Raw genomic sequence first — 19,039 nt, 5'->3', positions numbered from 1 at the left:
CCTAGGTTTTCGGCCTCGCCAACAGCTTCTTGATTGGAACTAGGCAACTGCGTCATTCACAAACCAAGCTAGTTGCTGTTATTCGCAGTTGTCTACTGTCTTTCTTCTACCCGCATGAGTTGGTTAAGCGTATCGAATATCTCGTTGCAGGAAAAAGGAAATTTCGCCTTGCAGGAGGTTAGCTTCACGCAGCAGCAGTTCCAAAAACTAGCTATTGCCGGTGAAACGGGAGCCGGCAAAAGCACTCTTTTGCAAATCATAGCCGGCCTAATTCAGCCAACGGCCGGCGAAGTGCGGTTCGAGGGTGAGCGGGTGCGCGGGCCCATCGAGAAGCTGATACCGGGGCAGCCGGGCGTTGCGTATTTGTCGCAGCATTTCGAGCTGCCGAAGTTTCTGCGGGTGGAGCAGGTATTGCGCTACGCCAACACGCTTCGGGCCGCAGACGCCGCCACGCTCTACGAGGTGTGCCGCATCGGCCACTTGGCCGCCCGCCCAACCAATCAACTCTCGGGAGGGGAAAGGCAGCGCATTGCGCTGGCCCGGCTGCTGCTCGGCTCGCCTAAGCTGCTGCTCCTCGACGAGCCGTTTTCCAACCTGGACCGAATGCACAAGAACATTCTGAAGTCGGTTATCGAGGACATCGGCGCCAAACTCGGCATCACCTGCCTCCTGATTTCGCACGACCCAACCGATACGCTCTCGTGGGCCGACAGGATTTTGGTGCTGCAAGGCGGCCAACTCGTTCAGCAAGGCTCTCCCGAACAGATTTATCGGCAACCCACAAACGAATACACGGCCTCCCTTTTCGGCGATTACAACTTGCTGGCTGGCCCACTGGTAGCGGCTTTTGCCAAATTCGCGGGCAGCAAGGTCAAGCCGAAGAGCAAGCACCTACTCGTCCGGCCGGAAGCGTTCAGGCTAAACGCAGCAAATGAGAGCCAAGTGGGCACCGTGCGGGCCGTGCGTTTCTATGGCAGCTATTCGGAAGTGGAAGTGGAGTTGTTGGGTACGAGCGTGACCGTAAAGACCAGCGAAGCCGGCCTTGAAACCGGCAACGAAGTGCGTGTTTCGTTGCCGGCTGCCGGGGTGTGGTTTATGTAAGACGAACTGCACGGCACCGTAGGCAGCTTGTTGGTCAAAGTGAATAGCTTTTCAACCGTTCTACTTGTCTTGTAAACTCTTTTTCAGCTTCGAGCTTCACGCCTTGCCGCTCGGCCAACGGAAGTCGCCATCGAGTGTGTTCGGCCAACAAGATTATGGCAATTCTAGAACCTTCTGATAGTCTACTGTTTAGGTTAGGTGTGTTACGAACACGCAAGTTGTTCCACCCAATACCAATCCAATGAAAAAGCAAACTGTCTTCTCGTTTCTGTTAGCCGCTCTTGTTTCCCTGGGCGGCGCCCAACTTGCCACGGCTCAAACGGCCACCTCCGCTCCGGCGGCTACGTCAGCCGCCGGCGCCTCCACGGGCAAAGACTTAGCCGGCAGCGCTGCCCTGTCGCCCAAGCACACCACCCTCTTGAAAGCCTTGCAAGCCGCGGGCCTCGCCGAACAAGCGAAAGGTGCCGGTCCGTACACCGTATTTGCTCCCGACAACGCCGCTTTCGACAAGCTTCCACCGGCAACCCTGGCTACTTTGCTTAAGCCGGCCAGCAAAAAGCAGCTTGCTAAGATCCTGAGCTACCATGTGGTGTCCGGCAACGTAATGGCCGCCGACCTGAAAGACGGTCAGGTAATCAAAACCGTGCAAGGCGAGTCGCTGACTGTAGGCGTACAAGGTGGCTCCGTGACCATTAAGGATGCCAAAGGCGGTACCGCCACCGTCACTCAGCCCGATATCAAGACCACCAACGGCGTGGTTCACTCCATCGACACCGTGCTGATGCCCGCCAAGTAAGCTACGGCTCACTGTGGCTTTTAAATAAAAAGGTCGCTCCAAGCTGGAGCGACCTTTTTGCATTCGGTGCGGAAACCACCAATTTCAGCACCTGGCAATAAAGTCTATTACTATCATCGAAAACCTTGATGTAGCTGTGCGCTGCGGATAATTACTGGCAGCCGGCTTTGCCTGTCTGCTCTAGGTTAAGCCAACTCCTCACCTTCGCTATCCGCCGATTTGGGGGCGGGCCGATACGTGAGTACTACAACCCCAGTGCTGGTGATTTGGGTGTCTGTCAGTTGCAGGTTGGCTTGACTGGCATCATCAAAGAGGCGCTTGCCGCCACCCACTACCACCGGGTGCACCATGAGCCGATACTCATCGATGAGGTTATGTTGGAGAAGGTAGCGCACCAGTTCGGCACTGCCGTAGATCAAAATATTTTCGCCGGGTAGTTGCTTTAGCTGTGCTACAGCTTGTGCCACCTCACCTTGCAGGACGCTGGCGTTCCACTCCGCTGTTTCCAAGGTCCGGGAAGCCACGAACTTGGGTAGGCTGTTCATGCGGTCGGCAAAGCCATCTTCGTCTTTCATACCGGGCCAGGCCGCGGCAAAGCCCTCGTAGGTTACGCGGCCCAGTAGCAGCGCGTCGCTCGCAAAGTTCAGGTCGTGTTGGAGCTTGGCTAGATCTTCGTCCCAGTAGGGCATCGTCCAGGCGGGGTTCTCCATCACACCGTCCACTGACAGGTATAGGGCTGCAATTACTTTTCTCATGGGTTGATCCGTATAACTACTTGTGGTAGGTAAGTGGTGGCGGCAACACGAGGCGCTTATTGCGCAACCTCTTTGGCGTAATTGAGCATCCAGTTTATTCCGAACCGGTCGGTGAACATGGCGAACTTGGCGCTCCAGAACGTGTCGGCTAGCGGCATCGTCACGGTGCCGCCTTCGGTTAGCTTGGCGTAGTAGCTTTCTATTTCCTCGTCGCTGCCGCAATTGAGTGACAGGGCCACATTGTTGCCTTCGGTGATTGGTTGAGAACCGGCATCAGAGGCGAACAAGACAATATTTTCGTTTAGCAGTTGAGCGTGCAATATCTCGTCTTGCGCATCGGCGGGCACGTGTTCGGCGGCCGGGGTGCCGGCAAACGGCTGGATGTCTAGTTGGCCACCCAGGCATTGCTGATAGAATTGCATGGCTTCGCGGCAGTTGCCTTTAAAGGCGAGGTAGGGGTTTAGTTGGGGCGTTTTCATGGGGACTTATAAGTTGATTTAATTCACAAAACAGAAGCCGTAAGTAGCTAAGCGCAACTTGATTTTGCAGCAACTCTGAGCGTTAGTTACTCGTCCCGTGCGTTAGGCAAGGGCTGGGCTATTGGCCGTGGCAACCGTTGCGCTAACTGAGTGGCCCGGCATATAGCCCGGCGAAGTGGAGCGGCGACTATCGACCTGCTCCTTTTTCTTCCACAGGAAGTAGAACACAAATACCAGCCCCAACGCAATTAGCGGCGACGCAATCAGCCCCGCACTGTCGCCGGCGGAAGCTCTGGCAGCAAAGGCGCCAATCATGTTGATGGTGAAGCCCGCGTAGGCCCATTCGCGGAGGGTGCGGAACCTGGTTTGGAGCAGCGCCAGCGAGCCCAATATTTTAGCAATGCCATTGACCAGTAGCACATGATTAGGATAGCCCAAGTGGCGCATGATTTCCTTGCCTTCTTCGGTTTGAATGGCCTCCATGATGCCAGCCATTAGCATAGAGCCGCAGAAAAAAACAGCCATAGCCCAATAGAGGATGTTCCAGGTTTTCGTTTTCATGATTTTGGTTTAGTGAAGTGAGAAATAATTGACTGCTTCAGGAGGTCGGAATCTCAACTAATTTTCTTAGCTTGACTAGCTGCTTCCCCAGCCCCGACTCCAACAAAATTAGCAAATCCTACCCCTACCCGACGGGTGTAAATGCGACTATCTGCGGGTTGATTACGACATTGCATTCCCCTAGCTTTAGCCTATCATGAAGCGCATATCCATCCTGGTTCCCAAGGGAGCTGTATTAGGCAGCATCGAAGGCCCACGCCTAGTGTTCACGGAAGTAAATGCCCTGCTCAAGCGCATGGGTAAGCGGCCCCTGTTTGAAGTTCAGTTAGTCGGGCTGGCCGCCGAAACGCCCGTGTGCGGCGGCATGTACACCATCAGCACGACCACCCTGACCGCCGATATTACCACAACCGACCTGGTTATTATTCCGGCCCTTGATGGCGACTTGGGACAGGCTCTGGAAGTGAACCGGGAGTTTATACCCTGGATTATCAGCCAGTACAAGCAGGGCGCCGAAGTAGCCAGTTTGTGTTTGGGCGCGTTTCTGCTGGCGGCTACCGGCCTCATCAACGGCCGGCAATGCACCACCCATTGGGCCGCCGTGGCGGATTTTCGGCGCATGTTTCCGGATGTGGAGCTAGTGGAAGACAAGCTCATCACCGATGAGCACGGTATTTACTCTAGCGGCGGGGCCTTCTCCTACCTCAATCTGGTGCTGTATCTGGTTGAGAAGTACGCGGGCCGCGAAATGGCCGTGCTGTGCGCCAAGGTTTTCCAGATCGACATTGAGCGGGTTAGCCAGTCGGCGTTCATCATCTTCCAAGGCCAGAAAGAACACGGCGACGAGCTAGTAAAAAAGGCGCAGACCTACATCGAAGACAATTACCAGGAGAAAATAACCATCGACCAGCTAGCCGACATGCTGGCTCTTGGGCGGCGCAACTTGGAACGCCGCTTCAAGAAAGCCACCGCCAACTCCGTGGTTGAATACATTCAGCGGGTGAAGGTGGAGGCCGCTAAAAACAGCCTGGAATCGTCGCGCGAGAACGTGAACGAGGTGATGTACAACGTGGGCTACACCGACCCCAAGGCCTTCCGCGTGACGTTCAAGCGCATTACGGGCCTCTCGCCCATGCAATACCGCAGCAAGTACAACCGCGAGAAAGTGGAGGCCTAGGGCAACCACAGCCCGTTGGCAGCGCCTGATTAGGTGAGCACCCGCACCTGCGACTTATCGTAGAGCGTCAGCCAGTCCCGGCGCAGAATGGCGTACAGGTACTCGTCCTCGAACTCGCCCTGGTCGTTGACTCCGGACTCACGCATAAGGCCTTCAAACTGAAACCCGACCGTTTTTTCGATGGACCGTTTCGAGGAGAGGTTGGATACCCGGCAGCCGGTAGCTACCCGGTTCAGGCCGAGCAACTCGAAGGCCAGGTAAAACAGGTGCGGCTTGCTGCGCGGCGTGATGCCCCGGCCGCGCATGTGCTCGAAAATATCGGCGCCCGTCGAGCCGGTGCGCTCCTCCCAACTATCGACGGTGAGCAAGGCCATACCTGCCAATTCGGTGCCGAGCATGGAATAGAAACCGTAGTTGGTGCGCTGCCCTTTGTCGTAAGCAGGCAGGTAGTTCCGGAGCAGTTCTTCCACCATCGACCTGGAATCCGGGTGCCCCTGAAACAGCGCATACACCTCCGCCAAATTGTCGTCGTTGATGAGATAAAGCGTGATAGAATCAGCTTGTAGCGCTTTAAACATAGCTTAACCACCTAAGTCGGGTTTCCAAGGGTAAGTCTCGTCTGCTGCCGTGGCCGCGGCAGGGCGGCCACCGTAAAAATAAAAAGGCTACCCCGGAAAGAGGCAGCCTTTTATCGAATTTAAACAGCAGCAGGAATTTATATCGAGCCGCTGGTAGAAGTAGCCGATTTCGTCTTCGATTTCTTGACGCGGGCTTTTTTGGCAGCTTTAGTTTCCGTCGAGGTCGAGCCGCTGGTGGTCGAGGCTTCCTTGTCGCTGGCGGGTTGGGTGTTGCTAGCGGGCAATGTACCCGTTGAGCCGGGCGGTTGCGCGGGCGGTGACGACTGCGGGCTAGTGCTACCATTGACGGTAGGCGTGCTGCCGGGCGTGGTTACTTGAGCAGAAGCGGCCGTGGCGCTCAGCAGCAAAGCAGTGGCAAAAGCAAATACGATTTTCATAGCAGGTTGATTAGCAAAAACAACACAAGCGCCATCAGTTGACGCCCAAGGCAGCATACGAACTTTCGTGGAATGTGTTCCGTGCCTGCCCAACCCTAGAAGGTGCACTAGCATGGGGCTGCGCAGCCCCTAATCTTTGCGTAGCTCCACACTGGTTGCCGCGAAATGCGCTTTCAATGCGTTCCTATTATATTCATAAAACCGCATACTTTAGAGAAAGGAAACGCAAGCGCAGGAACGTATGAAAAAGCTGGTGATAGGCACGTTGGGTTGGTGGCTGATTGGCACTTCGGGAATACTAGGTCAGCAGAAATCCGCTGATTTACTGTTACTGAACGGCCGCGTTTTCACCTCCGATGCCACCCGGCCTATGGCGGAAGCTCTTGCTATCCGGGGCGAGCGGATTGTAGCGGTGGGTACCACGGCGGAAATAAACAAGCTGACCGGACCCAAGACGCGCCGCATCGACTTGCAAGGCCACACCGTGACGCCCGGCTTCAACGATGCGCACAACCACTTCACCCCCAATCCGCCCGGGGTTGTGTTGTCGTTCAAGAGCCTGGAGCCTGGGTGGGAAGAAACGGCGCGGGCCATAGCCACGGCCGTTGAGAAAGCGCCGGCTGGCACCTGGGTTATGGGCTCAGTAGGGGCCACGGTGGTACTCAACGAGCAGGTGGACCGCGCGGCCCTCGACCGGATTGCGCCGCGCCACCCAGTGCTGCTGACGGCCCACTACGGGCACGGCTACATTCTCAACTCGCTGGCACTGAAGCGGCTTGGCATCCAGGATCAAGCGCCGGACCCGCTCGGCGGCTACTTCGAGCACGGCAGCGCCGGTTCGCTGAATGGGCGTTTATGGGAATATGCCCAGTGGCAGCCCCAGCGGACGTTGTCGGGGCTGGCTTCTGATTCGATGGTGTTGGCGCAGCTACGCAGCCTCTCCGATGAGGCCCTGCGGGTGGGTATCACGTCGTTGCAGCTGTTTTCTTTTATGCCCTTCGAGCGGTTTACGCGCTTGCTGGTACAGGCCAAGCTGCCGGTGCGGGTGCGCGCCATTCCCTTTTCGACTACCACGGCCGAGCAGCGCGACCTGAGCGAAGTACGCCAACTTGCAACCCTCCAGCGCCAGCTACCCAATAAAGTGAAAGCCAGCGGCATCAAGTGGGTGCTCGATGGCACGCCCTACGAGCGGGGCGCGGCCCTGCGCCAGCCCTACCAAGACCGCCCCGGCTGGACGGGCAAGCTGAATTTCAGTGAAGCCGAAGTGGCACGCATGGTGCAGGAGGCCGTTGACTTAAAGCAGCAGCTCCTGCTGCATTGCGCCGGCGACCGAAGCGCCGAAGTGGTGCTAAAGGCCCTGGAAAGCAACGGCATGGCCAGCAACTGGCCCGCCCGGCGCGTGCGTATCGAGCACGGCGACGGTCTGGTAGCCGACTTGGTGCCGCGGGCCCGCACGCTGGGCGTGGTGGTGGTGCAGAACCCTAGTCATTTCACTGAGCCGCAGTTGTTTCACCAGCGCTGGGGTACGGCCATGCAGCCGCTCGGCTCGTTGGTGGCGGCTGGCATACCGGTGGCGCTGGGTTCCGATGGGCCTTTGAATCCGTTCCTGAACATCATGCTGGCCGGTATCACACCTTCCCATCCGCAGGAAGCCCTCACCCGCGAGCAGGCGGTTCAGGCGTACACCTACGGCTCGGCCTTCGCCGAATTCGAGGAAAAGAACAAAGGCCAAATTGCCGTAGGCCAGCTGGCCGATGTGGTGGTGCTCTCGCAGGATATTTTCAGGGTGCCACCGCCAGAACTCCCCAAAACCAGTAGCATCTTGACCCTAATAAGTGGCCAAGTGGTGTACGATGCCAAGGTGCTGAAATAGCCGCGCCAAAACAACAAGACACCTTGGCCTTAGGAAAGGGTGGCTAGTTCGCCATAACCTATTGCAGATATGCACGGATTTTTCTCAAACTTTGGGAAACGATGCTCGATCATGGTCTACAATTCCTATATCTCCATTAATCCGGAAGTACGCTTCGGGCGCCCCTGCATCACCGGCACCCGCATCAGTGTGGCCGATGTGTTGGGCTGGCTTGGCAATAGCCAGACGATAGCCGAGATTCTAGAGGATTTCCCGGAACTGACGCAGCAACAGATTCAGGCCTGTCTGTTCTACGCCGCTGACCGGGAGCGGCACCTACGATTGCCGGATGAAGCTGCTCTTCGACAAAGCCTTAAAGCAACAAAGCCACCCATACTAGGCTATGTGGACATCTAGCGCAGCCAATCTAATGCGGCTAGTAAGTGAGCCACGGCCAGAAAAGAAATGGCGGTTTTTTCGTATCGGGTGGCAAAGCCCCGCGCTTCTTTGAGCCGGCCGAAAAAGCGTTCGACCTTATTGCGGTCGGCATACAGATTTTCGTCATAGCAACGCTGCTCGAGCCGGTTCACTTTGGGTGGGATGAAGGCTTCTGCCTCGCACAGGGCAATAACGCCGAGCACTTGATCCGTATCGTAGGCTTTGTCGGCGACCACCGCGCCGGGTTGCTCGGGTAAGGCCGCCCGCAAGACGGGTCGTTGCGGGCTGTCCGCCGCTTCGCCTGGCGTGAGGGCCAGTAGCAGGCAGTTGCCGAGCGCGTCCACTACCGCGTGCACTTTGGTGCAGAAGCCGCCACGAGAGCGGCCTAATGCTTCGGCTGCGGGTGTGCTTTTTTTTGCCCGGCCGCCGCTTTGTGTGCTTTGGCCGTGGTTGAGTCAACCAGTACCCAGGCATAGTCTGGCTCTTGCACCGCGTGGAACAACGCTTCCCATATGCCCGCCTGCGCCCAACGACGAAAGCGCCGCGCCACCGTGTTCCAAGGGCCGAACCGCTCGGGCAAGTCGCGCCAGGCCACGCCCGTACGCACCCGGTACAGCACGGCGTTGACAAACAAGCGGTTGTCGCGCCCGGTGCCCAGCCGACCGAGGGCGTGCGGTTCGACTATCTTCCATTCGCGTTCGGTTAATGCATGACGGCGCATGGCGTAAAACTACTATCCTTGCTGTCCACACAGCCTAGGTGGCTTTGTTTTGCTATCACACAACAGGCAAAACGCTATGCGGCGTTCTTGGGGCCGGGATTTTCGAGGTTGCCGAGGCGGGTATCGTGCTCAACCAGCTTGCGGAGCATGGCCGTATTAGTTTCACTTTGCTGCATCAGCGCCCGTAGCATCACCTGCTGCCGCTCATCGGATGCCGCATCTCTTGTAGCATCTGCTGCTGCTGGCCGGATTGCCGCAGTTTCTCCACCGTGTTATCGATTCGTTTAAGGGCTTTGGACATCATTTCTTTCCGTTGGCTGATCCGCTCGTTATTGGTCATACGGGATAAGAGCTGAGGCTAGCGAAGATACAGAGGTTTTAGCAGCGTGACAACGGCTACTGACCGACTAGGAATCCGCCTTGGCCACCAGCGCGCCCGCCCACCAAGCCGCCGAGTAGCCGCCGCTTCTTGCAGTAGCTAAACACAATGCTCCTAGCCGTGTGGTCGGGGGCTTTTCGGTGCAATGGGGTCCGCTATGATATCACAAAGCACAAGCCGACGGGGTGAATTACACACATTCTTGCAAACGCACGTACTTTGTAACAACTACCTATTTGCTTCATGCCTAACACCACCGCGGCTCTCGGTTTCCCTCGCCTCACTTACCTACGTATCAAAAACTACCGTGCCTTGCGCGACGTGGAACTGCGCGACCTAACGCCGCTCACGGTGTTCATCGGCCCCAATGGCAGCGGTAAATCCACAGTGCTGGATGCGCTGGCGTTTCTGGCCGAAGCGGTGAGCGGCAACCTGCAACAGGCCTGGGAAAAGCGAAATCGGTTTGCAGGAATGAGGACGCGGGGCAGTGACGGGCCGATCGAGTTCGAGGTGGGCATCAGTGAGGTACAAATAGGAAATACGTTAGTGTATCATGTTGAAATTGATGAACAAGATGGTCAGCTAATATTAATTGATGAGTGGATAAAATCAGGCCTACCAGAAGATGCTAAAAAGATACTCAAAGCCCGTAGTTTGGATAGTTCAGTACGTTTTGAGCTAACTTCAGAGACAGAACATGCCACTCACCCCATCGAAGAAGAGGATGGCCCGTATAAAAACGGAAGGGTTTTGCTAGATGGTAAACCAAGTCTGATGTTGGGGTTTGCATTTGCATACAGTAAGAGTATCAGTCGGCAGACAACGCCTGTTGTCAACGCTCTCAAAGCCTACCGCTACGTCCACCTTACCGACGACCACCTGAAAGGCTACTCCGATGCTGGGCCACGGGAGAAGCTGTCGGCCAACGGGGACAACCTGCCCAATGTGCTGTACTTTCTGCACACCAAGCACCCGGAGGCGCTGGCCCGCATTACGGCGCAGCTGCGGCGCTGGGTGCCGGGGCTGACGGATATCGTGACGGAAATAACTTCTGATGAGCGGCTGCTGCTACGTTTCAAGGATGCCCCGTTCGAGAAGCCGCTACCAGCGCAGTATATGTCGGATGGTACGATGCGGCTGGCGGCGCTGCTCACGCTGCTCTATGAACCCAACGCCACCGGCCTGCTGGGCATGGAAGAGCCGGAGAATGAATTGCACCCGCGCCTGTTGCCGCGCTTGGCCGAAGAACTCATTAAGGCGACCGAAACCCGGCAACTGTTGGTAGCTACTCACTCGCCGTTTCTGCTGGATGCGCTGGAGCCGGAGCAAGTCTGGATTCTGCACCGAGGCGAAGATGGCTACACGCAAGCCACTCGCACGGCTGATATTCCGCAGGTGAAAGAGCTGGTAGAAGATGGCTCGCCGCTGGGCTACTTATGGACCAGCAACTTCTTCCGACTCGGTGATCCATTGGCGCCACGCACTCCAGCCGCGCAGTAGCATGCACATCGAGTTTCTTCTGGAAGAACCCTCGGCGGAGGCAGCCCTAAATATTCTGTTGCCCAAGCTATTGCCACCTGATGCTACCTGGAACTGCTACCCGCACCGTGGCAAAACCGACTTGCTTCAGCGTTTACCCGGTCGCCTGAAAACCTACACCCATCAATTTCCGCACCAGCCGGAGTTACGGGTAGTTATTCTGATGGACGCCGATACGGACTGTCGGCAGCGGAAGGTGGAACTAGAAAAGGTGGTAGCCGATGCAGGCCTGCCAACCAAAACTACAGCCCTCCCCGGCCAGCCGTTTCGTATCATCACCCGGTTGGCTATTCAAGAGTTGGAAGCGTGGTTTCTCGGCGACCGAACAGCTATTCAGACAGCTTACCCACGAGTACGCCCGCAACACTTCAGCGGCTTGCCGCACGACCCCGATACCATTGCCGATACCTGGGGAACGCTGTGGCGCGTGTTGCAGGAAGGTGGCTACTATAAAGCTGGCAAAGCCAAAGTCGAGTGGGCCGAAACCATTGCGCCGCACCTAGACCCGAAACAAAATAGGTCGGTTAGCTTTCAATATTTCTGTCAAGGTCTGGCACTTCTATAAAGATAAAAGCCACGCTTCTGATCAGGAAGCGCGGCTTTTCTACAGGCTGGCTTATTCACAACAGCGTCAAGCTACTGCGGGCGCGGCCGTTTCAGGGGATTAGGCGGCTTGGTTGCCTTCCAGCTTCTGGATGCGGCCGTCGTGGGTTTCCAGGGTGCGGAAGGCAGCCGTCAGATTCTCCGATTGCTGCATGAGCAGGCGTAGCGTGGAGCTCTGCGTATCCTCAACACGTTGCTGACGCTCATCGGCTTTAAGTAATGCTTCTTCAACACGTTGTTGACGCTCATCGGCTTTGAGTAACGCTTCTTCAAAGCGTTGTTGACGCTCATCAGCTTTGATCAACACGTCTTCCACACGCTGGAAGCGTTGGTCAACAATTTTGAGTACGTCAACCACACTATCCAAGATGGTATTGGTGCGTTCCTGGCTCGCTTCTAGTCGATCCACGCGGCGATGCATGTCGGTCATGAGGTTTTCCAACTGGTCGAATCGTTCGTTGTGGTCCATTGGAGGCAATGTGTTGTAGTGGGTAGGCGAAGATAAGCGTTTTCGAGAGGCGCAGTAGAGATTCCTCGGTAAGCTCAGAATGATGTTCTACTTGAAACTACCTTCCTATACCCCTACCTTCTCCTCACTGCCTAATTCGCTGAGGATGCGCTTGGCGGTTTGCACGTTCTTCACCTCCTCGATGCTGATGATGAGCTGCTCTTTGCGTTCCTTCATGCTGGCCGTGCGGGTATGGGTTTGCACGTAGCTGAGGATGTTGCCGAAGGTGTCGCTCTGGAAGTAGGGCTCGTTGTTGGTGGCCGAGATGTAGCCTTTGAGCAGGTTCTTCTTCAACGTCAGCTTCTCCAAGCCTACCTGGCAGGCCTGCCAGCGCAGGAGCACGATGTCGGCTAGTTGCTCCACTTCCGACGGCAGCGGCCCAAACCGGTCCACGATGCCGGCCACCAGCTTGCGCAGCTCCTCAGGACCTTTCACCCGATCCAGCTTGCTATACAGCTGCAAGCGCTCCGACACGCTACTCACGTAGGAGTCGGGAATCAGGATTTGCAGGTCCGTCTCGATATTGCATTCCTTGGGGCCGCTGTCCTTGATGGCGGCTTGCAGGCGCTCAGTAGGGTCGCCAAGGAACAGGTCGCGAAACTCGGTTTCCTTGAGCTCCGTCACCGCCTCGTCCAGAATCTGGTGGTAGGTTTCGAAGCCCAGGTCATTGATAAAGCCCGACTGCTCACCGCCCAGCAGGTTGCCGGCCCCCCGGATATCCAGGTCGCGCATGGCCACCTTGAACCCGTCGCCGAGGTCGGAAAACTCTTCGAGCGTGCTTAGGCGCTTGCGGGCATCGGCAGGCAAACCCGCTACCGGCGGCGTGAGCAGGTAGCAGTAAGCCTTCTTGTTGGAACGGCCCACGCGCCCGCGCATCTGGTGCAAGTCGCTCAACCCAAACAAGTGGGCGCGGTTGATGATGATGGTGTTGGCGTTCGGAATATCCAGGCCCGACTCAATCAGGTTGGTGCTCACCAACACGTCATAGTCGCCGTCCACGAACTTCATCATGCGCTTTTCCAGCAGGTCGCCTTCCATTTGCCCGTGGATGTAGGTCACGCGGGCATCGGGCACCAGGCGCAGTACCAAGTTGGCTAGTTCCTCGATGTCTTTCACGCGGTTGTGCACGAAAAACACCTGCCCGCCGCGCTTGATTTCGCGCGCCACGGCATCCCTGATCAGCAGCTCATCGAATACGTGCAGCTCGGTTTGCACCGGCTGGCGGTTGGGCGGCGGCGTGGCAATTACGCTCAGGTCGCGGGCGCCCATCAGCGAGAAGTGCAGCGTGCGCGGTATCGGCGTCGCCGAGAGCGTGAGCGTGTCCACGTTCACTTTCAGCTCCTTGAGCTTGTCCTTGGTTTTCACCCCGAACTTCTGCTCTTCGTCGATGACAAGCAAGCCCAGGTCCTTGAACTTGATGTCTTTGTTGGTGAGGCGGTGCGTGCCAATCAGGATGTCGGTTTTGCCCTCGGCCACCCGGCCCAGCGTTTCCTTGATCTGCTTGGTGCTCTTGAAGCGGTTCACGTACTCTACCGTCACGGGCAGGGCCGCCAGCCGCTCCCGAAACGTTTTGTAGTGCTGCATGGCCAGAATGGTGGTGGGCACCAGCACGGCCACTTGCTTGCCATCGGCCACCGACTTAAACGCCGCTCGAATAGCCACTTCCGTCTTGCCGAAACCCACGTCGCCGCAGACCAGCCGGTCCATGGGGTGGGGCACCTCCATGTCGCGCTTCACGTCTTCGGTGGCTTTGGCCTGGTCGGGGGTGTCTTCGTAGATGAAGCTCGATTCCAGCTCGGCCTGCATAAAGGAGTCGGGCGCGAAGGCGTGTCCGGGCGCGGTTTTGCGCTTGGCGTACAGCCGGATCAGCTCGGCCGCAATGTCCTTCACCTTCTTCTTCACCGACTTCTTCTTGTTTTCCCACTCCGGCGAGCCCAGCTTGCTCATGGTAGGCGGCGTGCCCTCGGCGCCCGTGTACTTGGCAATCTTGTGCAGGGCGTGGATGCTCACCGTCAGCACGTCGTCGTCGCGGTACACCAGCCGGATGGCCTCCTGCACCCGGTCGTTGATTTCCACCTGCGTGAGGCCCGCGAACCGCGCAATGCCGTAGTCCTGGTGCACCACGTAGTCGCCGGGGCTCAGGGTGCGCAGCTCCTTTAGGGTCAGGGCTTTCTTCTTCGAGAACTTGCGCCCTTCCTGCGCCCGATAGAACCGCTCGAACAGCTGGTGGTCGGTGTACACCACCAGTTTCAGCGTCTCGTCTACATAGCCCTCGCGCAGCCCCAGCAGCAAGTGCTGAAACTGCACGTTGTTGTCTAGCTCATCGAAGATGGTGCGCAGCCGGTCCGCCTGCCGCACCGATTCCGCCGCAATAATATTGACGTAGCCTTTCTCCTGGTTTTCGTGCAAGTTCTTCACCAGCCGGTTGAAGTCCTTGTTGAAGCTCGGCTGCGGCTTGGCCGTAAACTGAAACTCCTCGGCTCCTGCCTTGTAGTGGAACCGTTTGCCGAACTCCACCACCGCAAAGCCTTCCAGCAGCTTCTTAAACGACTTCCCGGTTTCAAACAAGTCCTCGGGCTTGCTCACGATTTGGGTGCCGCCCGCCGTCAGCAGCAGCTCCTGGAAACCCGCCTCGGCCTTATCGAACGATTCTTCTACCACGTCCAGGGTCTGGCGCATGTCCTTGGCCCACACCGTGGTATTCTTCGGAATGAAGTCCAGAAAAGCCTCCCGCGTTTCTTGCAGTAGCTTGGTTTGCACGTTCGGGATGATGCTCACCTGCTCCCGCTTCTCCACCGACAGCTGGCTTTCCGGGTCGAACGTCCGGATGGTTTCCACCTCGTCGCCAAACAGCTCTATCCGGTATGGCAGCTCGTTGGCGTAGGAGAAGATGTCCACGATGCCGCCGCGCACCGCAAACTGCCCCGCCTCATACACAAAGTCGGTCCGCTCGAAGTCGTACTCGGCCAGCATCTCGCTGATGAAGTTCACGTCCAGCTTGTCGCCGTTCTTCACAATGAACGTGTTGGCCACCAAGCTCTTCTTGTTGATAACCTTCTCGAACAGCGCCTCCGGATACGTAATGATAATGGCGCCGGCCGTGTCCTTCACGCTCACCTTGGCCTTCCGGCCTTTGGTCTTGGCATCGGTTTCCGCAGCGGCACTATCGGCAGCATCTTCCGCGTCTTCGGTGGCTTGCTCAGCGGCCGTTTTGGGTCCGCGGTGCGAGTTCAGCTTGTTCAGCACCTCGGCCCGCATCAGCACATTGGCGTTTTCCGTCTCGTCGAAAGCATACGGCCGCTTGTAGGAACTCGGAAACAGCAACGGCTCTTCTTCGGGCAATAAGTGTTGCAAATCGGCCAGGAAATACGCAGCTTCCTCCCGGTCGTGCAGGATAAACAGATAGTGCTGATCAGGAAATACCGTGTGCATAGCCGCGGCCAGCACAGCGTCCTGGCTCCCGACGAGGCCGCGCAAGTGCAGACGCGGGTGCGGTGCGTCCTCAACTGGCGCTGCCCCGCGGAGCGAGTTGCGCGTCGCCGGGTTCAGGCGGGCCCCCACGGTCATTACGGTAGGGTCGAGAGAGTATAGCTGGAGAAAATCGGAAACCTTCAAAACGGAAGATAGTCTAGAGGAGCTGGCAAAGGTAGAAGCCCGGCCGGAGGCTATTCCGGTCGGGCGAGGCAAAAAGACGGTGCGCTTAGGCGCACGCTATCCAATACCACAGCCTGCCTCCGAAAGTTTCCGCAACATTTTCTCTCTACTCGTTGTACCTTCCTACTTCACGCGCTAACCGGGCCTCCTGGCCTCGCCATGACAGATTCCACTCAAGAGCCCGCCGGTCAAGATTGGGACCAACTCCTGGACCAACTGCGCCAAGTCCGTCAGCAAGTGAAGGAACACGGCCCCCTCGACCCTGAAAAGCAGGAAGAAGCCACCAACGCCTTTAAACAAGGGCTAGCTATCCTTGCCACTCAAGTTGATGACATCCGCAGCAGCGGCTTGAAAGGCAGTTCTGGGGGGTGGTAGGGGCGTACTTCGATGCTAGACAAGAACAAGGCCTGATCCGCTGCATGCTTGCGCCAAGTTTTATCACCCAAGAACAATGGTCATAAAACGGTAGCTTATTCGGCGAGCAGGCCCTATGCTTCTTCGCAAGCACAGGACGATAACAGGAATTTCAACACTTGATTCCGGCCCTGACGTATTACTACTGTTCAGCTTAACCAGCTAAAAAACCACTTCATAGAATATAGTAACCCGTATAACGAAAATTGTTGTCTATCTAGCACTACAGTACGCTATTATTGTATTCTCGCTAGCCGCGACGTTACTATTTATCGGTATACTTTACTATTTATTATAGCTCTCTTTTGCGCGGATCTTCTCACTTGGCCATTGGCCTGATTACCGGCGTCGCTATTGGCGGCCTCGTTACCGGCGTTAAATTTTCACCCGCCGGTATTGCTCTGGCCGGCTTTTCCGCCCTCGCTCCCGACCTCGACCATCCCGAGTCCCGTCTTAGTAAGCGGCTTGGTTTCGCCCAAAATTATGTGCGCTGGGCCTTTGTTTTAGTAGCCGCTGCTTTGGGGCTATATACGCATTTCCTGGAGCCGCCTGGCCCTGACCGGCGCATGGGCTTTACGGCGGCCTTAGCCTTTGGGCTCCTTGGTGCTGCTATGCAAGGCGGCTCAGCGCGCAAACTAGCGTTGCTGTTCACAGGGTTATGCACCGTTATGGCAGGCCTTTACACGGGCTATGTTTGGCTGAGCATGGTGGGCTTGTTTGTAGCAGTGGCTCCCTTCACCTCTCATCGCTCCTGGACTCACACCATTTGGGCCGCCGGCCTCTGGACCTACATCGGCCACCTAGCCAACCAGAGCCTCGGCTGGCACGGCGTGGCACTGTTTGCGGGCGGCGGCTACGCTTCGCACCTACTTGCCGATACGCTTACCAAGGCCGGCGTGAAATGGTTTATGCCTCTTACCGATACTTGCCTGAAGATTCCGCTCATCCGAACAGGCTCCGCTAGTGGCAACTTACTGGAAGTTGGTATCTGCACCGGCTATGGCTTGTTGGTTTTAGGACTTGTACTAGGCAAAATGAGCTTTTAATCTTAAAAATATTCTTCTCTGAACCTAGCCATTAAAGGAAAGTGTTCTGTAACTGACAATTATAAAGTGTACTGTTGCAACTATGTAGCTACCGCTTTCGTCCTTTGTCAGTACGTTTTGCTTTGTGGCAACACAATGGTGATGCTAGCCAATAGCAATTGGTTCTGGTGGTGTTGCTGGTGTGGTCCACTCACTTAGTAGCACCATCGGCTTGATATTCAATATTTGGGCATTATTTGCAGTAACCATATTACTCCAATAAATTCGCGGCGTAGCACAACTGCACGCTTAGATTTTTTAAAGAATATTTTTTGCTGCTTGTCTATAAATTTACCGTCTTCATCTATACTATGTAGAATATATTTTTTATAATATTACACTTACCTCGTGTTATGACAAGACTATCCGGATCTTTATGGCCAACCGTTTGTTGGAATTAACTTCTGTATGCGGTCTGGTTCTACAGTTCATATTCTTTCATTGCAGTAAAAGCACATTTTATTCTTTAATTACTCCCTTCGCGCAGGATTTTCAGCTCCCTGCTTTGTAAAGAAGTGGGACTCACTGCATATAACCCCACCGGCTACAAACCGAGTTACTAAGCTTCGTACCTTTGGCCTGGTTTTGTAGAAATTCCGAATCTTATTGCAACAGATTACCCGCTCTTATATCTCCACACCTCTTGCTTACCCTCAACCCTTTTTCACAGTATGAACCAGATAAATAGCCCCCTGATTAGGATCGGCGTCTTCTATGACGGCAATTATTTCCTAAAAATCAGTGATTACTACTACTTCCAGCATGACCGCAAGGCTCGTATTAGCTTGGAAGGACTACATGAGTTTATTCGCCATCAAGTAGCAGAAGAAGAAGACGTAGATCTTCGCTTAAGCCGGGTTATAGATGCTCATTTCTTCCGCGGCCGCCTTTCGGCTACGGAAGCTCGCGATAAAGACCGGTTGTTCCACGACCGATTACTCGACGATATCCTCATGAACATGGGCATCGCCACCCACTACATGCCCCTCAAAACGCGCGACGGCCGCTTGCAGGAAAAAGGTATCGACGTGTGGCTGTCCTTGGAGGCCTTGGAGCTGACGCTGCACAAAAGCTACGACGTAGTAGTGCTTATCGCTGGCGACTCCGATTATGCCCCCCTCATCAAAAAACTCAACACCATCGGCACCCGTGTGATGCTGCTGAATTGGGACTTCAAATATGTTGACTTTAAAGGCGAAGCCCGCGTAACCCGCGCCTCGCAGCATCTACTAGAGCAAGCCACGTACCCCGTGCAAATGCACGAAATCATCGATCAGGGTCTCGCTGATAGCGACGAGTTGATCGAGACCATGTTTGTGAACACGCCGGAGCCTGTTGCTTTCCCAGCTCCGGCTAAGCCCGTTCGTCCTACGGGCCCCACAGCCGCTGGCCCAGTTGGCACCGTAGGCATTAGCACCATCAAAAACCTGAAAAATGGCTTCGGTTTCGTGGTAATGCCCCCAAACAACCTGTTCTTCAGCTACGCCGATATGTCGGAAGGTGACTTCAACGAGCTGCGTGAAGGGGACTGGGTTGAATTCACTGTAGGCCGCAACCACCGCGACGAAGACTGCGCCCGTAACGTGCGCAAAGTGGATCCGCCGCACATGGAAGAAGGCGACGAGTACGATGAGGAACACCGCCAAACCGAGTCCGCCGACTCTTCCGAGCGTCTCTAGTATTTGCCTCTAATTAAGTTGCTTATGAAAAGCCGCCGGTTGTCCCGGCGGCTTTTTGCGTGGCGCTTAGCTGGCAAAGCAGTCTATAGAAGTTGTGCTGAGCGCAGCCAAATCGCCCGCTACTCCAGCATCAGAGTAGCAAGATGTTTCGATAGGTAAAAACTAGACCAGAGCAAGCAGGACGCTTTATATGAGTCTCCTATTCGTCTGCCTCTGGAAAAAGAAGCCGGTGAAAGTCACGTTTGTCGGCGGGGTAACGGTTGAAAGTCCCCATGCCGCGGGC

The 19,039-nt window shown here is 56.0% G+C and carries 18 protein-coding genes and 1 pseudogene; 10 read left to right on the top strand and 9 right to left on the bottom strand.

All coding sequences use genetic code 11. The features are described from left to right. Window positions 1-114: 114 nt before the first annotated feature. The gene (locus ACFE7X_RS01550; RefSeq protein WP_375433892.1) at window positions 115-1,101 is read left to right on the top strand and encodes an ABC transporter ATP-binding protein; all 987 of its coding nucleotides are present in this window, start codon (window positions 115-117) and stop codon (window positions 1,099-1,101) included. A 241-nt stretch (window positions 1,102-1,342) separates the two neighbouring features. Further along, window positions 1,343-1,897, top strand: coding sequence for a fasciclin domain-containing protein (locus tag ACFE7X_RS01545; protein WP_375433891.1), 555 nt, complete (start codon window positions 1,343-1,345; stop codon window positions 1,895-1,897). A 185-nt stretch (window positions 1,898-2,082) separates the two neighbouring features. Here ACFE7X_RS01545 and ACFE7X_RS01540 read toward each other — a convergent pair whose 3' ends face one another. The 3 genes from ACFE7X_RS01540 to ACFE7X_RS01530 all read right to left on the bottom strand — a co-directional run bounded on the left by ACFE7X_RS01540 (window position 2,083) and on the right by ACFE7X_RS01530 (window position 3,692). Beyond that, entirely contained in the window at window positions 2,083-2,652 is a 570-nt protein-coding gene (locus ACFE7X_RS01540) for a dihydrofolate reductase family protein (protein ID WP_375433890.1), read from the bottom strand. 56 nt (window positions 2,653-2,708) lie between these two features. Then, window positions 2,709-3,131 (bottom strand): VOC family protein, encoded by a 423-nt coding sequence (locus tag ACFE7X_RS01535; protein ID WP_375433889.1) that lies wholly within the window; start codon window positions 3,129-3,131, stop codon window positions 2,709-2,711. Window positions 3,132-3,233: 102 nt separating this feature from the next. Further along, window positions 3,234-3,692, bottom strand: coding sequence for a DoxX family protein (locus ACFE7X_RS01530; protein ID WP_375433888.1), 459 nt, complete (start codon window positions 3,690-3,692; stop codon window positions 3,234-3,236). A gap of 196 nt (window positions 3,693-3,888) precedes the next feature. Here ACFE7X_RS01530 and ACFE7X_RS01525 point away from each other — a divergent pair, with 196 nt between their 5' ends. Further along, window positions 3,889-4,869, top strand: a complete 981-nt coding sequence (locus tag ACFE7X_RS01525; RefSeq protein ID WP_375433887.1) for a GlxA family transcriptional regulator — start codon at window positions 3,889-3,891, stop codon at window positions 4,867-4,869. A gap of 29 nt (window positions 4,870-4,898) precedes the next feature. On the opposite strand, the gene ACFE7X_RS01520 is transcribed toward ACFE7X_RS01525, so the two are convergent. Next, entirely contained in the window at window positions 4,899-5,447 is a 549-nt protein-coding gene (locus ACFE7X_RS01520) for a GNAT family N-acetyltransferase (protein WP_375433886.1), read from the bottom strand. Window positions 5,448-5,584: 137 nt separating this feature from the next. Then, the gene (locus tag ACFE7X_RS01515; RefSeq protein WP_375433885.1) at window positions 5,585-5,884 is read right to left on the bottom strand and encodes a hypothetical protein; all 300 of its coding nucleotides are present in this window, start codon (window positions 5,882-5,884) and stop codon (window positions 5,585-5,587) included. A 241-nt stretch (window positions 5,885-6,125) separates the two neighbouring features. Between ACFE7X_RS01515 and ACFE7X_RS01510 the strand changes: the two genes are divergently transcribed. Next, window positions 6,126-7,757, top strand: a complete 1,632-nt coding sequence (locus tag ACFE7X_RS01510) for an amidohydrolase (RefSeq protein ID WP_375433884.1) — start codon at window positions 6,126-6,128, stop codon at window positions 7,755-7,757. A gap of 111 nt (window positions 7,758-7,868) precedes the next feature. Further along, window positions 7,869-8,153, top strand: coding sequence for a DUF433 domain-containing protein (locus ACFE7X_RS01505; RefSeq protein ID WP_375433883.1), 285 nt, complete (start codon window positions 7,869-7,871; stop codon window positions 8,151-8,153). On the opposite strand, the pseudogene ACFE7X_RS01500 reads toward ACFE7X_RS01505, so the two are convergent. Further along, window positions 8,150-8,881: pseudogene (locus tag ACFE7X_RS01500) on the bottom strand (IS5 family transposase); the annotation flags it as partial. The gene ACFE7X_RS01505 and the pseudogene ACFE7X_RS01500 sit on opposite strands and share 4 nt — an antisense overlap. A gap of 204 nt (window positions 8,882-9,085) precedes the next feature. After that, complete coding sequence (locus ACFE7X_RS01495; protein ID WP_375433882.1) at window positions 9,086-9,235, bottom strand: hypothetical protein; 150 nt, start codon at window positions 9,233-9,235, stop codon at window positions 9,086-9,088. 282 nt (window positions 9,236-9,517) lie between these two features. On the opposite strand from ACFE7X_RS01495, the gene ACFE7X_RS01490 reads away from it, so the two are divergent. Continuing rightward, window positions 9,518-10,774: an AAA family ATPase gene (locus ACFE7X_RS01490; RefSeq protein ID WP_375433881.1), complete on the top strand. Its 1,257-nt coding sequence runs from the start codon at window positions 9,518-9,520 to the stop codon at window positions 10,772-10,774. A gap of 1 nt (window position 10,775) precedes the next feature. After that, window positions 10,776-11,378, top strand: coding sequence for a DUF4276 family protein (locus tag ACFE7X_RS01485; protein WP_375433880.1), 603 nt, complete (start codon window positions 10,776-10,778; stop codon window positions 11,376-11,378). Between the two features lie 99 nt (window positions 11,379-11,477). Here the strand turns inward: ACFE7X_RS01485 and ACFE7X_RS01480 are convergent, their stop codons facing one another. After that, window positions 11,478-11,885: an alanine-zipper protein gene (locus ACFE7X_RS01480; protein WP_375433879.1), complete on the bottom strand. Its 408-nt coding sequence runs from the start codon at window positions 11,883-11,885 to the stop codon at window positions 11,478-11,480. 105 nt (window positions 11,886-11,990) lie between these two features. Continuing rightward, the gene (gene mfd, locus ACFE7X_RS01475; RefSeq protein ID WP_375433878.1) at window positions 11,991-15,539 is read right to left on the bottom strand and encodes a transcription-repair coupling factor; all 3,549 of its coding nucleotides are present in this window, start codon (window positions 15,537-15,539) and stop codon (window positions 11,991-11,993) included. 198 nt (window positions 15,540-15,737) lie between these two features. Between mfd and ACFE7X_RS01470 the strand changes: the two genes are divergently transcribed. From ACFE7X_RS01470 to ACFE7X_RS01460, 3 genes are all read left to right on the top strand, one after another. Then, complete coding sequence (locus tag ACFE7X_RS01470; protein ID WP_375433877.1) at window positions 15,738-15,953, top strand: hypothetical protein; 216 nt, start codon at window positions 15,738-15,740, stop codon at window positions 15,951-15,953. Between the two features lie 344 nt (window positions 15,954-16,297). Then, window positions 16,298-17,038, top strand: a complete 741-nt coding sequence (locus tag ACFE7X_RS01465) for a metal-dependent hydrolase (RefSeq protein WP_375433876.1) — start codon at window positions 16,298-16,300, stop codon at window positions 17,036-17,038. A 710-nt stretch (window positions 17,039-17,748) separates the two neighbouring features. Further along, entirely contained in the window at window positions 17,749-18,756 is a 1,008-nt protein-coding gene (locus ACFE7X_RS01460) for an NYN domain-containing protein (protein ID WP_375433875.1), read from the top strand. The last annotated feature ends 283 nt before the right edge of the window (window positions 18,757-19,039 follow it).

The organism is uncultured Hymenobacter sp., assembly GCF_964242765.1.
Taxonomy (GTDB): domain Bacteria; phylum Bacteroidota; class Bacteroidia; order Cytophagales; family Hymenobacteraceae; genus Hymenobacter.
Note: the sequence above shows the minus strand (reverse complement) of the source record. Positions and strands in the feature narration are given on the sequence as shown.

Bases quoted from the DNA above. Each gene is read 5' to 3' on its own strand.
- ACFE7X_RS01550 (WP_375433892.1), top strand. From the start codon at position 115: ATGAGTTGGTTAAGCGTATCGAATATCTCGTTGCAGGAAAAAGGAAAT.
- ACFE7X_RS01545 (WP_375433891.1), top strand. From the start codon at position 1,343: ATGAAAAAGCAAACTGTCTTCTCGTTTCTGTTAGCCGCTCTTGTTTCC.
- ACFE7X_RS01540 (WP_375433890.1), bottom strand. From the start codon at position 2,652: ATGAGAAAAGTAATTGCAGCCCTATACCTGTCAGTGGACGGTGTGATG.
- ACFE7X_RS01535 (WP_375433889.1), bottom strand. From the start codon at position 3,131: ATGAAAACGCCCCAACTAAACCCCTACCTCGCCTTTAAAGGCAACTGC.
- ACFE7X_RS01530 (WP_375433888.1), bottom strand. From the start codon at position 3,692: ATGAAAACGAAAACCTGGAACATCCTCTATTGGGCTATGGCTGTTTTT.
- ACFE7X_RS01525 (WP_375433887.1), top strand. From the start codon at position 3,889: ATGAAGCGCATATCCATCCTGGTTCCCAAGGGAGCTGTATTAGGCAGC.
- ACFE7X_RS01520 (WP_375433886.1), bottom strand. From the start codon at position 5,447: ATGTTTAAAGCGCTACAAGCTGATTCTATCACGCTTTATCTCATCAAC.
- ACFE7X_RS01515 (WP_375433885.1), bottom strand. From the start codon at position 5,884: ATGAAAATCGTATTTGCTTTTGCCACTGCTTTGCTGCTGAGCGCCACG.
- ACFE7X_RS01510 (WP_375433884.1), top strand. From the start codon at position 6,126: ATGAAAAAGCTGGTGATAGGCACGTTGGGTTGGTGGCTGATTGGCACT.
- ACFE7X_RS01505 (WP_375433883.1), top strand. From the start codon at position 7,869: ATGGTCTACAATTCCTATATCTCCATTAATCCGGAAGTACGCTTCGGG.
- ACFE7X_RS01495 (WP_375433882.1), bottom strand. From the start codon at position 9,235: ATGACCAATAACGAGCGGATCAGCCAACGGAAAGAAATGATGTCCAAA.
- ACFE7X_RS01490 (WP_375433881.1), top strand. From the start codon at position 9,518: ATGCCTAACACCACCGCGGCTCTCGGTTTCCCTCGCCTCACTTACCTA.
- ACFE7X_RS01485 (WP_375433880.1), top strand. From the start codon at position 10,776: ATGCACATCGAGTTTCTTCTGGAAGAACCCTCGGCGGAGGCAGCCCTA.
- ACFE7X_RS01480 (WP_375433879.1), bottom strand. From the start codon at position 11,885: ATGGACCACAACGAACGATTCGACCAGTTGGAAAACCTCATGACCGAC.
- ACFE7X_RS01470 (WP_375433877.1), top strand. From the start codon at position 15,738: ATGACAGATTCCACTCAAGAGCCCGCCGGTCAAGATTGGGACCAACTC.
- ACFE7X_RS01460 (WP_375433875.1), top strand. From the start codon at position 17,749: ATGAACCAGATAAATAGCCCCCTGATTAGGATCGGCGTCTTCTATGAC.